Origin of the sequence: Sedimenticola hydrogenitrophicus (assembly GCF_029017505.1) — a bacterium.
In the GTDB taxonomy this organism is placed as follows: Bacteria; Pseudomonadota; Gammaproteobacteria; order Chromatiales; family Chromatiaceae; genus Sedimenticola; species Sedimenticola hydrogenitrophicus_A.
On the sequence record NZ_JAQGEI010000047.1, the window covers coordinates 1 to 20,046 of the forward strand.

Consider the following 20,046-nt stretch of genomic DNA (forward strand, 5'->3'; position numbering starts at 1 on the left):
GCCTTGACTGCTTCGGCCAGATGGTGCTTGCAAAGATTGACTGCACTGCTTTTGCCGGAACCCCATGGACCATTGAGACCGATCACCGCTCCGTGGGGCGACGGCATCTTGCGAACGCTTGCTGCAAGGGCACGCGCAAACGGGTCAACGCCGAAGCGATCCTCGTTTGGGTTTTCGATCGGTTGGTCGTTGTAAGGCAGGTGCTCGGTCATGGCTTCATCTCAGTAGGCAGGTGGGACAGGCCTATTATACTAACAGTGTCTTGGCCGGTAGTTGGCGCTGTGCCGCATAGGCGCCTCAATAACCGGAAACTAACTAATACCGTGAGCTGAGCACCAGCCGCGACCAGCCGGACTCATCCAAAAGCGGACGTTCACATCGACGGCCATCTTGTTCGCAGAAAATGGATTGTTACCCTTTTCTTATGCCGAGCTCGCCGTATCTCACTGCTAAGCCAGATCGCTGTGTTGAAAACAGTGCAGTACGCGACTGGAAGATCTTCCTCAGTTCCACTCTTCCGGAACCAACGCCGGAGGTTTAGTCCAAGGCTGCTCCACTAGCGATTCCTGAAACCACTGCTCGCGAAGATTTGCATGCTCAGTGACGATCAGTTGGAAACCTGGAGCATCCTCCTGCGTAAATTTTAGCAGCAGCTCAAATAGCCGTCGAACTGCATCTAGGTCTGCATCAGACTCTGTCTTCTGAACTGAACCATCGGCATCTTGATAAATCTGTTCAGACGGGAAATAGACTTGGGTCGGCTGATCGATCATTAGGAACTGCGGAATAGGTCGATTGTTCTTGACTGCAAACAAGTGGAGGGCAAGTAGTGCCGATAGGTGGTAGGCCAAATGGTTCTCGCCCCCACCGGTTCTACTCATCGGAACCGAGCGCTCGAGACGGTCGAAAACTATGGTGATATTGGCTAGGTCGAATCGTGCCGGATATTCATGGAACTCCGCCTCAAACTGCCGAAGGTACTGTGTTAGCTGCGAGGATATAATATTCAATATAGACTTCAACCTCTCGTTGCTGTCGTCAGCACCGATACGTTCCTCTAAGTCTTCGACCCTCAGTTTGAGGCGGCGGTTTTCTGCCTCAAGCCTGTCTAGTTCCTCGTTCGGAGCAAGGTTCTCCAAAAACAGGCTGAGGCGGCCGACCACACGCGCGGCCGCATTGTTACGACTGCCCATCTGGGCAATCACTTCATCAGCCGCTATCGCAGCGACCATCTCAGCTTCTTTTTCTTTAATAGCGCCAGCAATTTCCTGAGCTTTGCCTTCTAGGTCAGATAGGTAGGCATCTAGCTTGGGACGCTGGCCGGTGGCAATGCGCAGTTCGTTGTCAAGCGATTGAAGCTCGCTGAGAAGAACCGAAGCGATAGGTGTTTCCAACTGGAGGTTTCGCTCACTGAATGGCCACTGCCATTCGCCAGTGTCTGGATTCCTCGGAAGTGCTTTGATTGAAGCCAACCGGTCCAATTGTTCGGTGGCTTCGCTCTCGTAACCACCGGCTCGCTTGGAGAACTGGCGTGCAGCATCTATCCTAGCCTGTGCTTTGCGGCGATCTTTTCTCAGCTGGCTAAGTTCCTCTTCGATACGCGAAACCCTATTGCCATCATCTTCAGGAACCTTCTCAGGTTTCCAAGAAAGGGCGCATCTCAAAGTTTCGATAATTCCGCCGTCATTGGTATCTGGATCGGTGCTGGCGACCACTCCAACTGCCCTAGCTTCAGAGTAAAGAGCGATCGCCTTCTCCTGTGCCGTGTCGACGGTATTGCGTGCTTGTTCCAGCATTTTTGAGTTGAGCTTAAGATCCCGCTTTGCAACACGCAGTTTGGATTCAAGTTCGTATCGGTCCTCCGAAGATACTCCGAGAAGGATTGGTAATGTATCGCGGATAGTCTGTGCAGGGCTGAACTCGTCTTGACGATAGTTGAAAAGCTGGTCCTTGTTGGCTACCAGCCCCTGCTTCTGGAAAAGATAATAGAACGTGTGTTTGACGTGCGCTTCATAACTATCCCGGCTGTGTTCGAGAGCGACATCAGTGCGGTTCTCGGGTATTCCTAGCAGACGTGAGAGAAGCGTAACGACTGCTTCGTCATTTGAGTTGATTACCAATGACTCGAACGATGGAACCAACAGCTTTGTTCCCCTGCGCAGCATTGTTGTACTGCAACTTGCTCTACCACCCGGTGGAGTTGGTTTGGCAACCATGACCTGCTCGCGCTCGAACTGATATATGACAGCGAACCAAGCAACCTTATCGCGAATAATGCCTTCCGGGACATTGAACGAGGAACGGCCCATGCAATATTCGATGATCTCAGACAGGGCGGACTTGCCGGTGGAAGACCTCCCAGTAATGACATTGAGGCCATCAACCTTGAACTGAAGATCGCGGCGCTGCCCGTCATGGCTGTAGATGTGGATAGATCTAATCTTCATGGGCGAATTCCAAAAGACGTATAAACTGTTATTCGGTCGGCGATACGCGCGAATTCCTTCCCGAGGTAGCGCGCCACACGTTGGCAAGACTTCGTTTCGTGTGTTCCCGTCACTGACTTTTTAACCTTGCCTGAAACCGTCTGAAGACGCCCTTCATCTGATAGCAAGATGCAGCCTCTTTCCATCAATAAGTCGAAGCCCTCGAACGTGTACGGGATCATCGTGGTGGCCCTGTCGGAAAAACCCACCTGCATTTGCGGGTGTTTCTCAGTAATCCCCAGGAGGTGGCTCCGGGAACCAGCAGCGAGTACTTCGCGCGAATCCTTATGAAAGCAAAGGGGAAGAATAAGCAAGGAGAGCGAGAAGGGCATACCGCGAGTGTCTTCTTCCTCATAACCCTGCAGGGCGCGGAACAAGTTTAGGCCGCAGAAGGCGGGATTGAACAGGGTTCGTATCTCGAATGGGCGTTGTTCCCAGCGTTTCATTTCGATACCTCGAGGGCCGTACCAAGACGGTCAACGAAACGAGGATGCCAATAGACCCTTGGTTCAGGTGTGCCATCAGCCAGAATATGAAAAGACCCTCGGGTGACATATGGCTCTGTCACCCTTTCACGGATGCGTAAAGATTCTATATTCCCACTCTGCAGGTCCACCCAGTTATAAAGTTCTTTACCGGCTCGCTGAAGAACTTCCTCGGCAGCGGCCTCATCCAGCTCCTCGAATACGACGTCCCTGTAGCGACTCCATTCATCTACAAGGCGGTCTTCGTACTCCTCGACTTCTCCTGCCAACATTAGGTTTTCGCGTGCCCACTCAGATCGTTGTTCAAATGCTCTATAATAATCCAAGATAGCATTGCGGATTCGGTTGGAGGACACCCCAATCTCACGTAGTTGCACGACGAAATTCCGTGGATCTTCTTCAGTATCGATCTCATCATCAGGCTTCATTCCTCTAAAAGTGATTGGAAGATTGTCCGACCTGTATTCCTCGGAAAGAGCGTGGAGTTTGTCCGATACCTCGAATCCAAAGATCTCTTCGTTCCGAATATGGGTCAACTGTTTAATAACCTCGTCATTCCACCACCCCTCAAGCCTCTCGAATACCGCATTCCGGTGCTCGCGCCGAATAACACGCAGGTGTTTTTCCTTAATGATCCCCGGGATGTCTTCAATCCGGGGACTACTATCGAGAATTAAAATTCGTGCCAAAAAATCTTGCTTTTCCGTAGGCGTCAGTACGTTGAATTCAGTAGCAATATTTTGAATAGAGACCGCCTTCGACCTGCTGAGGGCTTCTTCTGCCTGCTCAAGTAATGTATTCCCCTCATCGCTATTGCCACTCCAGTCTGGCAGGAACTCTCTAAGGAAAGATGTATCAGATACCTTGCCCGTCGTTAACAAGAAAAATCTCAGATTAGATGCGCTGCCACCATCACGTTTGTACCGTACCAACCAGATGCGAACGGACTTCCAGAAATCTGTCGACAAATCGGTTAATCGGTCGCCAGCAGCCTTGTGCTTGAGCGATGCTAGGGACTTAATGCCGTCCTTGTCCACAAAATCCAGATCGTCGTCTTTTTCCACCAAAACAGCGGTATTCTCTGGCAAATCTAGCAAGCGTAGCAGCGCCAAGCGCGGCTGATAGATGTATCCCAAGCCCTGTTCGCTGGCGGAGTATTTGTCGGAAACGGAATCTGTCATGGCATATCCAATAAATACCTGATTACGGTTTCATGGCTGTAGTCTGATACGACATTTGTAAATGTTTCACTTCACAAGTTTCTTTCTTGCTACGTCGCTGGTAGAGTGCTACAGCGGCATAGTCGGTGTAACGAAGGAGAGTCCGGCGCCGTAGGCACAAAGTTGATGTTATTGTTAAGCGCCGACGCTGGTTTCTAGTTCCTTTTTGGCCTGAATAAGGATTTGGTGCATGGCAGTAACAATAAGCGTAAATTGTTCTTTCGGCTTTAGCTTTGTTATTGATTTCGGCCCCTTGGTTTTCAAACTCTTATTGGTCCGCAAATATGCACCTTGAATCATTTGCTTGTCATCACCATCAAATGATTTATATAGAGAGTCAATCTCGTTGCTACCCAATGTCGTATCAAGGCGGTGAGCAAAATTATTGCGGATGGTGCCCAGTGTATTTAATGGTTTGGCATATTGATTTTTCAGCCCGATAGCTTGGGCGAGCTTCACTTTTTCATGAAACTCCAGGCGCATACGGTCGATGTGCTTGGGGCTTTCAAAATACGAATCAATCAAATTGTTCAATGCAGATTCAATGTGAATATGCGCTCGAATAACCGCGCCAAGATCATCTTCGCTGTTTAACGCATTAATCAGTTCATCTTCTGTTGTGGTATCTGTAAAGGTCATGTTATTTTACGCTAAACGCTGTTTATCCAGCCCGCACATCCGGCACAATATACAGCTGTAGAATATTTGAAGATTCCAACATTTAGTTCTATGAATGTTCTGCTTTTTAGGATGATTTTGGAACGAGGCATCCCGCCCATAGAAGCTCATTCCTTAATATACCTGAGTCTATCAGCCGACAACCCTGTTGAACAGCACAAGACGATCGTCTGCTTCATGTCGATTCGGGCCATCTAGGGATAGAGCCCTAGCTGCCCGTCAGATCGCATAGGAGGCGCTAGAGTGTGATAGTGGTTTGGGCTAGAGTCGGCCAATAGCGAGCAACGGATCCGGGCTTGCGTTGCTTACCGGCACATTTATTTCCCATTGAAGGTGCCTCGTTAAAGCATAAGGAATATAATTCACTACTCATCTCATCGCAATCAGGTTACGGAGTGACCGCCTATGTCAAACTGGACGACTATCGAAGTCTCATCGCTTCTTATGCTATTAGCTACGCAGATGCCCCTATTTCTCGGCCTGCTTTGGACCGCTGCTTTTGTCTTTATCATCTTTTTTGGTCCCAGGATCCATCCAATCTTTGATGATGCAGATTGACAAAGCGGCCTTATTCTTACCTTTCCTGCCCGGCATATCCCTGCCGGGCTTTTGGTTTTGTATCCTCGCAGGTCAGGAACGGATATTGCCTGACGCTGAATGCGGGCAATCTCATCTCACGTTGGCAACAGCGTAAGCGGATTATCCACTTGTTGGTCCAATTTCAGGGTCAGAACATGTACTATATCAGCGGTTCGTCTATCCCCTCCCCGTTCCATCATATCTGCCATCCAAGCAAACCTGAGATGGCCACACCTGTGCAATGACTGCCTGATCTACCCCTTCAGTTTGATGGTCCGTCATCCTATCCCGTCCGTTCATATCCCATATCCAATCATAGAGCTCTTTTATGACTCCCGAGCAAAGGGCGTTATCATACAAAATTTACCTGGACGCTGAATCGTTTAATACCCATGTTGCTCTGAATGCGCCTCCATCAGAAACAGGTTGATCGTAGCCAAGACGGCATACTCGCACGGTCGCTAGCTATTTATGGGTTAAGCAGTTCTGGAGGCAATTTTGACAGCTTTCCCAACTCCTCCCGGATATAGTTATCAGCCTCTTTCGGGAATATCCAGTTTTTCGTTCTCTTATCCCAGCGACCTCCTGCTGAAAGCATCAATGGCCTGAGTTTTTCGATGAGTGCCGGATCGTAGGGGCTCCAGATCGTTGGGCCGTAGGGTCGATCAATGACGTCGACGATCCTGTTATCAATAAAGTACCGGCTACGGCGGGGTTTGCTGTTGTACTTCGCCGTCTTTTCCAACCGATGCTGCTCCAGGGCGTCGTCTTTCGCCTTCTGCTGCGCCTCCAGTTCCAGGATCTGCTGGTCCATTTGGTAGAGCCAGCGTTTCCACTCAACACCATCAACCACTTCCTCACGCAGGCTCTCCCAGGTCCAGGTATGGCGTTCAATCGTCCCCAGATCGATTTCGATTGCCGGAATACGTCTATCCTCGATCATCTGTCGCTTCTCATCGTCCACATAATGGGTAACGGCGATCTCGACCAATAGCATTGTGTGACCCGCCATGGCTACGATATCCGGCCTATAGGCCCCGATCGGTTTCTCAGCCTCAATATCCATGAAATCGATCCAGGCATCGTGTCGGGTTGATTCCCCCGTACCACCGCGTCCATCCGACAATACCACCTCTTTACGCACCTGTTGCGCAGGAAGTACCATGCCCTTCGACTCGATCAAGAGCTGCTTGGCGGCAAGATGAAGCGCACTTTCACCGGATCTGGGGCAGTCGGCTCCCGATGAGTGGGCAAAATGCCACTCCCTGACCTCCCCCTGACGAGCGATGACATCCTCACCACAGACGGGACAGAGACAGTTACAGGCGAGCCCACGGGTCACCTCCTCTACCGAGCGGATCCGGCCTGACTTGTCGAGGGCAAATGATTGAAGCAAACTGGCGTTATTCATAATTAATCTCCTTGAGCTTTGGAATTTGTAGGGACACTACGTGACTGATTTTTCAAGCCGGAAGGCATCGCAACAAGGGACAAACCCGGTTCAAACTGGGTTTAATCACAGTCAACTATTTGAATTACTTATTGATATTTCTTCGGAGTGGAAGGAGGAATTTCGTCTTGATGTCAAATTGCTACAAGCAATTTGTCACCTTTCCCTCGCCAATCCAGAACGCGCGGAGACTGGATTTACATCCATAGATATCGTAGAGAAGGTGGGTGAATTAAGGAGCAGCCCCTGGTCAACTCCCAATGACGGTAGCCAAATGGCCACGGACGTCAGGAAACAGTGGAAAAATCTTCTGAAAACTTGGGAGTCCAAAAAGGAAGGTATCGAACAGGAGCTAGCCGACGAAGACATCAGCCTCTTTCCCGATTTAGACAGAGTACAGGGCGGCGGCGCCGGAAATGCCTCTCGCTATCGGATCCTGTGGCGACAATTGGATGATCAAGATAAGGAGGCCTTGAAAGCCAGAGCGCGGCCCGACCACCCTGTCGCTCCCGATTCAGTCGTGTATATCTGCGAAGATATCGAGAATCCTAATGCCCTGGTCCGACTGTTTGCTAAGGGATATGGGTTATACGGTTGGCGAAAGTACCTTTACGTCACGGCAATAGGGGTTCCGTTGCTATTTGGCTATTTAGTCTTTGTAATTATTCTGATTAATCTCACTTACCTTGGTAACTTTGAAGCCAAATTGTTGTTCAATTCATTCGCCTCTCTGGCCATATACTCCTTCTTGATCTGGAAATTCATTGGGCCGTTGATACGCTTGCCAGACGATCAAATTGTGCTGGCACCTTGGGGTCTGCAATCCAGTGACAAAGATCGCCTGCTTGAACGTCGATCACCTCCTCAATATTCAGACAAGAGTATCAAGGCGGTTCGCTATACGGCCAAATGCCCGGTATGTGGCGGAAAGGTTCACGCCAAATCGGGCGGGCTAGAGTTCTGGGGTCGTATCGTGGGGATGTGCGCACATTCACCGAAAGAGCACTTATTCTCATTTGATCATGTGACTCGGCGGGGGAAGAATCTGCGGTAAGATACGGCTTACACAGCCACCATATCGGGTACCCATTGGAAATCTAACTCTGACCATGAGCATACATCTTCCGTTCAGTCAGGAATGCTTCGGCCGGCAGTGCTGAGGATTATGTGACTATCTATATAGCGCCAGCCGGCTGGGTATAGCTTGCTCAGCCGGCTAATTTGCGATGGTGGCGGTAACGGACGTAACAAGCAGGAATCAATCCGTCGAACCAACTATTGGGGAACTCAAACACGATATTGGCAATTCTCTTAACCTCATGGATTGGGTATTCAAGCTTTGGTTTGATACCTAAATATCCGCTATATTTCTTGCCAATTTCAAACGCTTCTATCATTACTTTCTGAAAGCGGACATTTGTTGAACCAACGTAACGGGCTGAAATCATCTAGAAACAGTCGTTCCTTTTAACACCCGGCTTGTCGGCGACGTAGGTATCTAATCTTTTCTACGTGAATCGAAACTTAGCTGGTCGCAAGCATTAGCACTTCAGGCTGGGGATACAGCCTCAGCTTTCTCAAGTAGATGAACAATATCAACCAATTCTTCCTTGGAAGCAGAGCGCCTGCTGCACTGTCTGAGCTGCTCGGCCAGTTCCTGCCAGACTTCTGGATTATCAATCAAGCATTCAACATTTTCTAAAGGCGTCATGTTTTGCGTATCACGTTGCCAGGCAAGCTCAGGGGCTAACTGCAACAAACGTCTGGTGGCATGCAAATTCGCTGACCAGCCCGCAGTGTGTAGTGGTGATCGACCATCGCTGGTGAGTCCGTCCAACCGGCACGGATGATCCAGCAAGACGTCAACGCAACTGTCCACGCCGGACTTGATTGCTGAGTGCAGGGCTGTCATGCCTTGCCAGTCCTGCATATCCGGATCGGAGCCGGCCTGTAGCATGATCCCGACCAACTCAGTATCCCCGGCTTCGGCCATCAGCATCAGCGGGGTCTGCGCCTTGTAGTCAACAATACCCAACTGTTTAGGTGCCATCTGCGCCAGCATACCGATGGCCTGGCGCCAATGTTCCAGCATGGTTTCGAAGCGGTGAAGCTCGCCCTGCGATTCAGTCGGAGTCATCCGCTGAATCGAGTGTAATCTTTGCAAAAAATGGGTGCGTCCTTTGATCCAGTGCATTAGCAGGGAGTCGCCTGTTACAAGAGGTAGCTGCAAGTTGAGCTTGTTGTGGTTGCATTTTATCCAGGAAAAAAGCCCTTCCTGGTCACCCGCCATCAGAAGCTTGAGCGACTCCTCGACTTTCTTCTGCGCCAAGGGGTTAACACGTTCCACTCCCGGATAAGGCTTGTATAGTGTGTTCCAGAAGTAATCGGCTGCCCAGCGTGCTGCATCCTCGATACTTGGTACTTCACTGCCTTCAACTATCCCACCTGCCAGCATTTCCCGGTAATACTTTTCGTGATTGTTCTTGATCAGTTTCAGGTTGGCCACCTCAACAGCTAGACAATCCCGCGCCACCTCTCCCCGCAGTGGCCCGCAGTTGCGCTCACGTCCAGCCTCCAGCGCCTCCCTGAACAGCTTTCCGGCTACCTTGAAGTCGTTACAGGCCAGCAGATGCTTGGCCTTGTATTGCAGGATGGCTGCCTTCCATAGCTCGTACCCTTCGCTGGCCTCAGCCTCGTCAAGCAATGCCTGGACTCTGGAGCGGGTGGATTTTGTCCGTTGTTTGCGCTCACCGTTCAGATAGCCATCGAGTTCGAGAAGAATGGTCTGAACAGTTTCTGCCGGCGTTGCGGCCAGCTCGCGCAAGCGCTGGATGGCTGCCTCTTTGGCACGAGGGCCGAGGTCTGGATGTTGAACCACCTGGCTGACCACCCAGTACCGGTTTTCGTCTTGTAGGGCACGCCACGGAGAAGATGTCTTCATTCGCTCGACCAGATGCAGTTCAGCGCTCAGCTCGTCTGCAATCGATGCCGCTCGGTCCACATTACGTTTGATAATTGGCATCGCGAAGTCCACATCAATCGCCACGTGATCTTCTAGCTCCGAGCCTACCGGTACGCCGTAGAAGTATCGAGTCAGAAAATGCGCCAGTTCCCGATTACAAGTTTCCCTGCGTGACGGAAGGATAGCGAGAAACAATCCATTTTTGTCCGTAAGGGGTAAGTGCTCTTCGAACCAGGCATTTTCAGCCTCTTCGCCCTGATCTTTGCATTTACGCCATGCATCAATAGTCAGGTTGTAGACGAGCTTGTAGATGCCGAACAGCTGCAACAGCTTGTTCTGCCGTGCATCGGCACACTGTCGATCAACACCAGAGCATAAGAACTTAAGTAATCGGACATAGCCATCCTGCACCATGCGGGCGAACAGCAGGCGCTGGCGGATGATCCGTGAAGATGGAATGGCGTAACGCTCGGCTAAGCACTCCACAAAAGTGGCCTGCTCATTTTCATTCGCTTGGCCATCCAATATCGCCTCAAGTCGCCCCGATTGGGTCATTGGAATTTCCAGGCGCAGTCTTTCAGCGGTTAGTTGTTTGCGCGCCACGAAGTCCAGGGCATCAGCAAACTGCTCCCCGGGTGAGAGTCTGCTGTCCAGGGTGAACGCACCTTTAAACGTCACCTGCAATTCATCGCAGAAGTACTCATTAATCTTGGCGCGGTTGGGTATTGTTTGCTTACGCCAGTTGTACAACGAGCGCATCAGGGTCTCCGAGGATTTGTCGCCTGAGTCCTTAAGAAACCGGCTGCGCTCGTCGGCAAACGCCTCCAGCGGCATCCCCAACAGATCTAGCAGCCAGTCCACCACCTGCGCTACCGGCAGATAGAGACTAGGCTTGGAATTGCCCTCGCGAGGTTCGGGCAGATACCAGAAACGCCCGTGCGGCATACCCTTGTCCAAAGGGCTGTCAATGTTCCAGAAGGCAGCCAGGCGAGCCAGTCCGGGCATGTAGAAATAGCCAAGAAGCATCCACAGGATCTGGCGTTGATCGGCGGCGAAGGTCCAGGTATTCAGTTCGAGCTCCTTGTAGGCGTTCCCGAACTTCAGGAGGTTATCGATGGCATCCAAACACGCCCGTGGATCCATACCTAGAGCCTCGAAGAGGTCATGCAGGATTTTCTCGCCCATATCCTTGTGGGATGCAAGACTGTTTTGCCCAGTCACGAACTTGTTCTTTTTGGTGGTTGGATAGCCTGAATTGCCTAGGCTCTGATGAATCTCCAGCAGAATGGCCTCGGTCAGTGGGAGGGTGCTCATGGCGCCTATCCTTGGTGTTGTTGAGAAAGCTGTAATCTTTGCATAGCCAGATCAGCTTACCACTGAAAAATGCCGTCCCCCCCCACACGCAAGCTGGCGAGATGGGGGGATACGTGGCTTTTCATACCGGGCAAGCAGGCCCACTGACACACTGCGCGGACCTTAATCAACGGAGTCCGCGTGATGCAAAACCCCACCCCACTGGTCATTAATTGGCATCTCACGGAGGCCTGCAACTACCGCTGCCGGTACTGCTACGCCGCCTGGAATGAATCGGTCTGCTCGCGTGAGCTGGTCCACGCTCCCGAACGAAGCGCAGCGTTGCTGGCTGAACTGTATCAATTCTTCCGGCCGGGAAACAGCACTAACCCGCTGAACAGCCAAATGGCATGGAAATCTGTGCGTCTCAATCTGGCTGGCGGTGAGCCATTGCTGCATGCGGGAAAGCTCCCAGCCATTGTCAGTCAGGCTCGGGACTTTGGTTTCGAGGTTTCACTGATCAGCAACGGCAGCTATCTGGATGCCGATTTGCTAGACCAGTTGGCACCACAACTGAGCTGGCTCGGTATCAGCATCGACTCGGCCTGTCCATCGACCAACCGGAATATCGGTAGAATCGACCGCCGTGGCCGGTTTGTCGATTTGGACAGGCTGGTGATGAACCTGAGGCGGACCAGACGTGGAAACTCTGGTTTACGCTTGAAGCTCAACACCGTGGTTAACCGGCTCAACCACCGTGAAGATCTTTGCCCGCTAATCCAAAGTTTTGCTCCAGACAAATGGAAAGTCTTACGCATGCTGCCGGTAGTTAACCAGGATCTAGTTATTAACGACCAGCAGTTCTCCGCCTTCCTCACCCGCCATAGTGCACTTGCCAGAATCCTTTGCGCTGAGGACAACCAGGATATGAGAGAGTCTTACCTGATGATCGATCCCCACGGGCGTTTCTTCCAGAACAGTCCACTGATCGCAGGGCAGGGTTATACCTACAGCAGGCCGATCCTAAGGGTCGGTGCTCGAGCAGCATTTGACGAAATGGCCTTCGACCCGAAACGCTTTAGGACTCGCTACATCTCTTTTAAAGGGAGGGCGGGCGCATGAAATACTGCTCAAACAAGGAAATCGACCAAATGATCCGCCGGTTATTACGTCAGGGTTGGCGCTACTACCGCGGCAGAAAGCATGGCCGGCTAACCCATCCGAGAGGTCGGCCAACGCTGACAGTGGCCAAGTCGCCCAGCGACTACCGTAGTTTGCACAATTTTCGACGCGATGTACGCCATGCCATCAGCTGGCACCCTGAGTAGGCTCTCACATTGAGCGCTTACTATTGCAGAGAGCTGCGACCGACAAGGTCGTCTCTGAAGATTCTTATTCTTTTTTCACGAACGGCAGCTTTTGGTTGGAAATGGTGGTGATTTACAACATGACTAACGGCAGCTTAATGTCAATACCAGTCAACCAAATGAATTTAAGTATTAGCCTGTTTTAAAGGCGTATAAAGAAAACCAATCATGAATTGAAGCCATAATAATATTGCGTCACTACCTAAACCCGGCCTGATTACTCAGCTGCGGAGCCAGAATATTTCCAATGTTTACCTAAGATTTTTCCAGTCGAAACCCGTCAAAATACCCGCTTCTCGCGACCACATCACCCGCCCTTCCCCCCTCATTGATTGTTTTTCTGTCGAGGATTTCAAATATAGGGGCTGTCAATGTCCGTTAACCGTTTCTTTACGGACGGGATAGTTTTTCTGTCAACCCGGACCAACCGCATCTCTTGAGATTATGTAGCTTCTCCCCTCGCCCATCATTTTTTTCATCAGGTCAAGAAAAATCTACACACCCAGTTGGATATTAGATTAGGACGACGAATTACACGTTTCCTCTAAATCAGCTGAATCCAATTGGAGATATTTATGAAAATCAATATTAATAATGAAACTCGTATCAGTGAGGCGCTGCGTGCTGCCCAGGGCATGGCTAGGGCCAGGATCGCCACTTCCTCTTGCGTCGTTGAGATCGCGAAAGAACTCGAGAGTAGGCTGGACTCGCTCGGTATCCCGAAATGTCACCGCAAGGGTGCGCATGGTTCCGGCTGGGCACACATCCCAAGGTACGAGGCGCCTGTAACTAATAAATGGGGTTACGCCACAACTCGTATACATATCGCACGTGGTGCTAAAGACTGGTTTCTCGTTAACGTCGAACGTCAGAAACTCTATCGTGGCACCTCTCTAGATGAGAAGCTCATCATCTTTCAAAAGCAGCTAACTCACGCCATACGCACTTTGCTGCGCATCCATAAATGCATCGTGACTGACGAATAGATTCGAAACCTCTGACAACAAGAATGAAGTAGTGGATACTATGGCGAGAGGGGAACTCCTCTCGCCATTTTTTATCATTAAACAACAGGATGATTTTAGTCCTGACTTAGCAAGGCTCAGCAATGCGCTGGTAATAATTCCATGTGTTTTATGTGTGCTCGTTGTTTATCATGAAGCTTTTACACTATGCGAATTCTAAATGTCTGGAAAAGCTTAAAAATTTTTTGCGGCAAATATGATGTCAGTACCTAAACCCAATAGAGGTTTGGAAGCGGAATTAGGAATTTTTCAGTAACTATCTAGCTTTTCCTCAGTCAAATCCCGCCATATTTCAGTATACGACCACGTCACCCGCATTCCCCCCGCACCCACCGTTTGTTTATCGAAGATTTCAAAAAGAGGACCAGGAGTCGATGAATAAACCAACGCTTTACCCATCCAGGAGTTAAACACCACTCAGTTAACATTTAATGGTAAACACTCACACCCTCACCTGCATATTTGTCATATACATGCAGGTAGACCTCTTCACACGCCTTGGGCCAAACATTGTCGTCGTAAGCATCAGGTAGATGATCCAATACATCTTTGATCAGGCTCTCCACCTTAGCCTTGGTGCGCTGCTTCTTCTTCCAGTCGATCACCAGCGCCTCTTTGAGTCGCTCCAGAAGTTCATGGGCGACCTTCTTCACCTCTGCCCTCTCCTTCTCAGTCAGGGCGACGTCCTTGCAGAGCAGGTCGAAGATGGCGAGTTCTTCCTCGGTCAGGTCCTCACGGGCTGTCCGCTTCTCCTCTTCCTCCAGTTCACCGATGAATTTCTTGAGTTCCTCGAAGAACTGCTCGGCGGTGTAGGCGCCCAAGTTGTATTCCTCTATAAGTTGCTGGAATCGTTCCTGCAGGTTCTGGCGGGTGCTGTTGCGCTCAACCATCGGCATCAGCTTGCGGGCGATGATGGCCTTGAGGCGCTCTACGTCTGAGCGGCTCGGTTTTTTCAGGCGGTTGACCATCTCGGCCAGGGCTTCGAAGTCGATACCGGAGATATCGACTGGGTCGGGCAGGTTGCTACCGATGCGGATGGTCTCTATGGCCTCGTCCAGCAATTCGCTTACCTGGTTACGCACCACATCCAGTACATCGGTATCGTCCACCTCCAAACCGGACTTCACCCGCATCTGGCGGTAGATGATGTTTATTGCTACACGCTCCTTCACGAACTTATCGGCACGGGTATCCGGCAGCACCGCCTTGAAGATGCGGTTTATCTGACGCAAGTGACTGACGAAATCGTCGTAGTGTTTGGGGTTGAGCAGGATCTCGCTGGCCTCATCCAGCTGGGTGAGGCGCTGCAGGTCGTCCTTGGCATCGATAATGGCCTGCAGTCCGATCTGGCGCTCGGCAAGGAAGCCCCTCACCTCTCCCATCGCCTTCTCCAGCTCGTCGATGAGGACCTGCTTGTCGTTGGCCGGGGTATCGACGTGGTATCCCTCACCCGGTTCCGCCACGCCACCGCCATACATCCCCAGTGCATTCTGCAGGGCACCGAAGATATTGATGTAGTCCACGATCTGCCCTGCCGGTTTGCCGGGGAAGACCCGGTTGGCGCGGGCGATGGTCTGCATCAATGTGTGATCCTTGAGGGGCTTGTCGATATATAGCGTCGACACCGGCGGGGCGTCGAAGCCCGTCATCCACATGGCACAGACGAAGACGATGCGCAGCGGGTCATCGGCGTCCTTGAACTTCTCGTCCAGCTTCTCCCGCACCATGCGCTCGCGGTGGGGCTTGTAGTCTAGGCCCAACTTGGCCATGCGCTCGTAGTCGTTCTGGCCACCGGAGACCACCACTGCCATATTGGTCGATTCCATATGGGCGATCTGGCTCTCCAGCCGGTTGCGATAGCTGCCGCTGGCCACCTTAAGGCGGTTCTTCAGGCTGGTCAGCTTCTTCTGCCACGCCACCTGCACCTTATCGTACATGCGGATGGCGGTGGCCTTGTCGATGGAGACCACCATCGCCTTGCCCATGTACTCACGGCCCATGTAGTGCTCGACGATATCCCCCGCGATGGTATCCAGGCGCTCCTCGCGGGTGATGATGTGGTAGGCGCGGGCAAACTCCTTCTCCAGCCGCGCCTCCTGCTCATCGTTCAGGTCGGCCTCATCCAGGATCTCGGTGATCTCATCGCCCAGGTCGTCGCGGCTGAGGTTTACCTCCGGCACCCGGTTCTCGTAGTAGAGCGGCAGGGTCGCGCCGTCATCCACCGCATCGGCGAAGTTGTAGATACTCACATAGTCCCCGAACACCTCGCGGGTCTTCTCCTCCCCGGCCAGCAGCGGCGTGCCGGTAAACGCGATAAAGGCGGCATTGGGCAGGGCGCGTCGCATGTTCATCGCCAGGGTGTCGTACTGGCTGCGGTGCGCCTCATCGGTAATCACGATGACATCATCCCGCTCAGAAAGTACCGGGTAGCTCTCCCCTTTCTCGGCGCGGAACTTCTGGATCAGGGTGAAGACGAAGCGGTGATCCTCGGAGAGGAGCTTTTTCAGATCTTCCCCAGACTCGGCCTGACTCTCCTCCAACAGCATCCCGGTACTGTGGAAGATCTTGTAGATCTGGTCGTCCAGGTCGGTGCGATCGGTAACGATAACGAATGTCCAGTTCCCCGGCAGCTTGCGAAACGCCTTCTGGGTGAAGAAGGTCATGGAGAAGCTCTTGCCGCTCCCCTGTGTATGCCAGAACACCCCCAATTGCCCCTTCTTTGTAGCCCCCTCTCCCCCAGGGAGAGGGCTGGGGTGAGGGGAGTTGATATACTCCAATCCCCTCAACGCCTCATTCACACCCAAGTACTGGTGATACTTGGCGAGAATCTTGATTGTCTCTTTCTGACGAGCGAACAGGGTGTAGTTCTCTACCAGATCGAGAAAACGATACTTCTGACAGGTACCGCGCACCGCCACCTCCAGGCTGACCCGGCGCGGCTCCTTCTCGCTCTCTATCTTTTTCCAGTCCGCAAAGTGCTCCCAGGCGCTGGAGATGGTGCCCAGCTTCGACTGCACCCCGTTGGAGAGCAGGATCATCTGGTTGTACCAGAAGAGGTGGGGGATGGTGTTACGGTAGTCGGTCAGGTTGTCCTTGTAGGCATGGATCAGCTGCCGGTGGCTCGCCTTCAGCTCCACAAACAGCAGAGGTAGACCGTTGACGAAGCCAATCAGATCGGGGCGACGGGTTTCAATATCCCCGGTAATGCTCATCTGTGAGCAGAGCAGGAAGTCGTTATTCTCCGGGTTCTGCCAATCGATAATGCGGACGGTAACGTCCTCTCCCACATCATCACTGGCCTTGTACTTATAGCCCTCGCGCAGGAGTTGGTAGATATCCTCATTGGCCGCGATAGGGCTCATGGCAGAGCGATCACGGGAGAGTTCTTCTATCGCCTCGTCTATGGCGAGTGTGGGGGCGTCGGGGTTGAGTTGCTCCAGGGCTGGGCGAAGGCGGTTGGGGAGGACGACATCGCCTCGGTTGTTTCGGCCGAAGGGGCTTTCAGGGCCGAAAGGTTCGTCCCAGCATTCAATGGTTTCCCAGCCAAGCTCTGAGTAGAGCTTGATGGCTGGTTGTTCGATGAGGGATCCTTCCGTGTACAGCATACTAGAATCTAACCCCGAACAACCCACCATTCTCACTATCGTCGATATTCAGTTCCACTCTATAGTCATTTAGAACAAAATCATCATAAGTGGACATATCTGGCAAGTCATCTGAATTCATGGTTACAACATATTGAAACCCATAATTTTTAGCCATCTTTGCGCCTAGCCGTAATGCCTTGGCTATTTGCCTCTCGTCAACCCCATCAAACAATTGGCTATCGTGAACCAATATTGTTGGCCTATACTTTTCTCTAGACCACAGCTTCATCAAAGTCATATCAAAACTAAAAATCTGCATCTTATTGATGCCAACACTTTTCTTTGCATGTATTTCAAAATCGAATTTCGGGCCATTTTCTGTTGGATCAATTACAAGCTTCCCATGTTCCTCATACAACTCACCTGATATATCCGCAAAGGTAACAATAGCATCACGAATTGCCGCGTCACGCTCTGCGTGATCAATACGCATTTCAGTAAGAAGTTGCTGGCGTTGTATCTTGATTTCAGTCTTCTTGTCTTCCAGATTCTCGGTTGCATCCAACTTCTTTTTTAATAATTCTAAATCTGCTTCTTGCCTACTAAGCATCCCTTGCAATTTCATAAATTGCTCAAGCGCACCATGCGACTGCAGCAACGAGAGAATTTCGGAACGCTCATTATCAAGCTCACCCTTCTCCCTTAATCTGGCGCCTATACGAGTATAAGTTTCTGCCATTTCTTGCTTAAGATGCTCTCTACGATTTGTTATTACAGAACGATGAAACTCCTCCACTTCATCAAATCTCTTTTTAACCAAGTCTGGTAATTCAACAACTGCCTCACCAAACAATCTTTCTAATCGAGAGAAATCTGGCTCTAATTCTTCTGCGACAGCTCTCTCCAACTGCCCCAACCACTCTTTGTCATATGTATCTTGAGCTGATAATTCTGCCAATCGTTTACTTATCTCGGATGTTCTAGCTTCCTTTTCTTGGTATTCTGGCAAAACACGAAAACTCGTCAGAGATGTGCGCAACCGTTCAACATTCCGATTTTTTAAGTGTATCTCTGTTTTCAGGTCTGATGAGGCGCCCATAATCTGTCCCAACACACCCTCATTCGCAGCTTTTGTTAATGCTTTTATCAATTTCTCTTTTTGTCTGGCGCCCTCAAATCCACCCGCGATTTTCCAATTTAGTTTCAACAAATAAGTAATTGCTACCTGACTACTACAAGCAGACTGCTGAGGAAACCATTTGGTAGGCTCATCAAAGCCACCACCAGAACGTGCAAAATATGAGAACAAGGATCTAAAACTAGGCGCATGCTTTATCGACAATGACTCAGGAGACAACCCAAACATCAGCTTCCCAAGGGTTTTACGCCATTCATCATTGGAGGCATACCTACCATCATCCTCAATATAAGCATTGATCACTTCGCCAAATTCGCCTCCAAATTTAATCTTATTAGGCGCATCACCTTTTCTTTCCACAGTAAAACGCTTACTATCATGACTCAATTCAATCCCAAAATACTTATCACTGAACAATTCATTCTTTAAAATCGAGGATTTTTTTATCTCCCCACCAAGAAGCGTGTTAATAATCTCGACTGCGCAACTTTTTCCTGCGCCATTACGTGTTTTTCCATCTGACGATTCTTCACTTTTTTCAGCCAGTATAATATTAAGACCGTCATGAAAAATGATGTCCTTAAAACTTCTCAGATCACTATATATTCTATGAAGCTTCATCCTTTAACCTTCGTAATGTTATTATCATCCCAATATATAAGTCCCATCACATAAAGCAAATCAAGGGACAACACAAACCAATCATATGACACAACACCAAGCCTTAATTTCATTTGATACTTTTCTTTTAAATCCATCCACAATGAGCTAACCGTTGATTTTTTTCCTATCAGACCATACACATCTGATGCCACAGATATTAAAGCCCGGTCAGGACTAAGGTGCTTTGTAGGCAGAATCATAGGCTAATACCAATTGGGACATTTTCGAATATATCGCACCTAGAAAAGAAGTAACTTAGCACTGCCAATGCTGACACTTGTTCTTCAGCACTATGTGAACTTCCTCCAGCAAAAACTTTAAGCTCATCAAAAATGTCATTCGCTGACATCCCAGACTCTTTCAGGCCTATATATTTATCTCTAAATGACTCAGCCAAATCTTCGCCGTACTGCGGATCGGGCCAGCCCAATAACAATTCTTCTACAAGTTTCTCTTTCGTCCTCCCGGCCCTTAAGAGAATTTCAATATCCGACGAGAGCTTATTATATTCCAACTTGTCCACTGCAACTGGAGCGATAGCGGAGCCAGGGGTTAGTTGCTTTCTTTTAATCGCGTTTAGAAGAGTTTTTACAGGCTTATGAGACAACGCACGCATGTCCGTCATTGTCGGCGCAACACCAAAGAGATCCACCAACTTATGCTTTGGCAAACTTAGTGCTTTGTCTTTAATAACCGCTGGACCCATCACATGAATCATGAGATGCGGGTATTCATGTTTATAATTTTCGAGATGACCTATGGCATATGATGGGAGTCCTTCCCAATCATTGTGAACAAAAGTCCACTCGCCCATTTTATCCCCCCATTTTTCTACAGCACCAGGTAAATCACTATCTATTTTACCTATAAGCTTTCTTTTTTCGAATCCAGAGCTTGGTGCATAGCTTTGAAAAACATGATTGTCAGGTGCTAAATAACCATCAGATTTCCAATCCCCTTCACTACCCGCAGCCTTAACCGGTAAAAAGTCTTCACTATGTATCGCCTGCATAATCCGATTAAACAGATCCTCATACTCTTGCTCTGATTTTTTACGGAGAGCCAGTTCAATTCTGTCCCCATACCATGCTCTTGATAATTCATCAAACATTA

15 protein-coding genes are annotated in these 20,046 nt (G+C 50.2%); 3 read left to right on the forward strand and 12 right to left on the reverse strand.

The features are described from left to right. The 6 genes from O9K64_RS21405 to O9K64_RS21430 all read right to left on the reverse strand — a co-directional run. On the reverse strand, positions 1–212 hold a 212-nt coding region (locus O9K64_RS21405), incomplete at its 3' end, for a P-loop NTPase fold protein (RefSeq protein WP_275100157.1). A gap of 291 nt (positions 213–503) precedes the next feature. After that, positions 504–2,447, reverse strand: a complete 1,944-nt coding sequence (locus O9K64_RS21410; RefSeq protein ID WP_275100158.1) for a DUF3732 domain-containing protein — start codon at positions 2,445–2,447, stop codon at positions 504–506. Further along, entirely contained in the window at positions 2,444–2,932 is a 489-nt protein-coding gene (locus tag O9K64_RS21415) for a three component ABC system middle component (protein ID WP_275100159.1), read from the reverse strand. Before O9K64_RS21415 ends, O9K64_RS21410 begins: the two co-directional genes overlap by 4 nt. Then, positions 2,929–4,152 carry an ABC-three component system protein gene (locus tag O9K64_RS21420; RefSeq protein ID WP_275100160.1) on the reverse strand — a complete coding sequence of 408 codons (1,224 nt, stop codon included), beginning with the start codon at positions 4,150–4,152 and terminating at the stop codon, positions 2,929–2,931. Before O9K64_RS21420 ends, O9K64_RS21415 begins: the two co-directional genes overlap by 4 nt. Positions 4,153–4,326: 174 nt before the next feature. Then, positions 4,327–4,830 carry a hypothetical protein gene (locus tag O9K64_RS21425; protein WP_275100162.1) on the reverse strand — a complete coding sequence of 168 codons (504 nt, stop codon included), beginning with the start codon at positions 4,828–4,830 and terminating at the stop codon, positions 4,327–4,329. 1,087 nt (positions 4,831–5,917) lie between these two features. Continuing rightward, positions 5,918–6,859: a competence protein CoiA family protein gene (locus O9K64_RS21430; RefSeq protein ID WP_275100163.1), complete on the reverse strand. Its 942-nt coding sequence runs from the start codon at positions 6,857–6,859 to the stop codon at positions 5,918–5,920. A gap of 40 nt (positions 6,860–6,899) precedes the next feature. Here O9K64_RS21430 and O9K64_RS21435 point away from each other — a divergent pair, with 40 nt between their 5' ends. Next, complete coding sequence (locus O9K64_RS21435) at positions 6,900–7,952, forward strand: hypothetical protein (protein ID WP_275100164.1); 1,053 nt, start codon at positions 6,900–6,902, stop codon at positions 7,950–7,952. 154 nt (positions 7,953–8,106) lie between these two features. Here the strand turns inward: O9K64_RS21435 and O9K64_RS21440 are convergent, their stop codons facing one another. Continuing rightward, positions 8,107–8,346: a hypothetical protein gene (locus O9K64_RS21440; protein WP_275100165.1), complete on the reverse strand. Its 240-nt coding sequence runs from the start codon at positions 8,344–8,346 to the stop codon at positions 8,107–8,109. A gap of 101 nt (positions 8,347–8,447) precedes the next feature. Continuing rightward, complete coding sequence (locus tag O9K64_RS21445; RefSeq protein ID WP_275100166.1) at positions 8,448–11,174, reverse strand: ankyrin repeat domain-containing protein; 2,727 nt, start codon at positions 11,172–11,174, stop codon at positions 8,448–8,450. 183 nt (positions 11,175–11,357) lie between these two features. Here O9K64_RS21445 and O9K64_RS21450 point away from each other — a divergent pair, with 183 nt between their 5' ends. Together O9K64_RS21450 and O9K64_RS21455 are read left to right on the forward strand one after the other, a co-directional pair. Further along, positions 11,358–12,275 (forward strand): viperin family antiviral radical SAM protein, encoded by a 918-nt coding sequence (locus O9K64_RS21450; protein WP_275100167.1) that lies wholly within the window; start codon positions 11,358–11,360, stop codon positions 12,273–12,275. A gap of 820 nt (positions 12,276–13,095) precedes the next feature. Continuing rightward, the gene (locus O9K64_RS21455) at positions 13,096–13,506 is read left to right on the forward strand and encodes a hypothetical protein (protein ID WP_275100168.1); all 411 of its coding nucleotides are present in this window, start codon (positions 13,096–13,098) and stop codon (positions 13,504–13,506) included. Positions 13,507–13,973: 467 nt separating this feature from the next. On the opposite strand, the gene O9K64_RS21460 is transcribed toward O9K64_RS21455, so the two are convergent. From O9K64_RS21460 to O9K64_RS21475, 4 genes are read right to left on the reverse strand one after another with little or no spacing between them, the layout of a single operon-like run. Then, positions 13,974–17,150, reverse strand: coding sequence for a type I restriction endonuclease subunit R (locus O9K64_RS21460; RefSeq protein ID WP_275100169.1), 3,177 nt, complete (start codon positions 17,148–17,150; stop codon positions 13,974–13,976). Between the two features lies 1 nt (position 17,151). Further along, positions 17,152–18,891, reverse strand: a complete 1,740-nt coding sequence (locus O9K64_RS21465; RefSeq protein WP_275100170.1) for an ABC-three component system protein — start codon at positions 18,889–18,891, stop codon at positions 17,152–17,154. Further along, positions 18,888–19,133, reverse strand: coding sequence for an ABC-three component system middle component 6 (locus O9K64_RS21470; protein ID WP_275100171.1), 246 nt, complete (start codon positions 19,131–19,133; stop codon positions 18,888–18,890). The genes O9K64_RS21465 and O9K64_RS21470 overlap by 4 nt, the downstream gene beginning before the upstream one ends. After that, positions 19,130–20,044: an ABC-three component system protein gene (locus O9K64_RS21475; protein WP_275100172.1), complete on the reverse strand. Its 915-nt coding sequence runs from the start codon at positions 20,042–20,044 to the stop codon at positions 19,130–19,132. The genes O9K64_RS21470 and O9K64_RS21475 overlap by 4 nt, the downstream gene beginning before the upstream one ends. Positions 20,045–20,046: the final 2 nt, after the last annotated feature.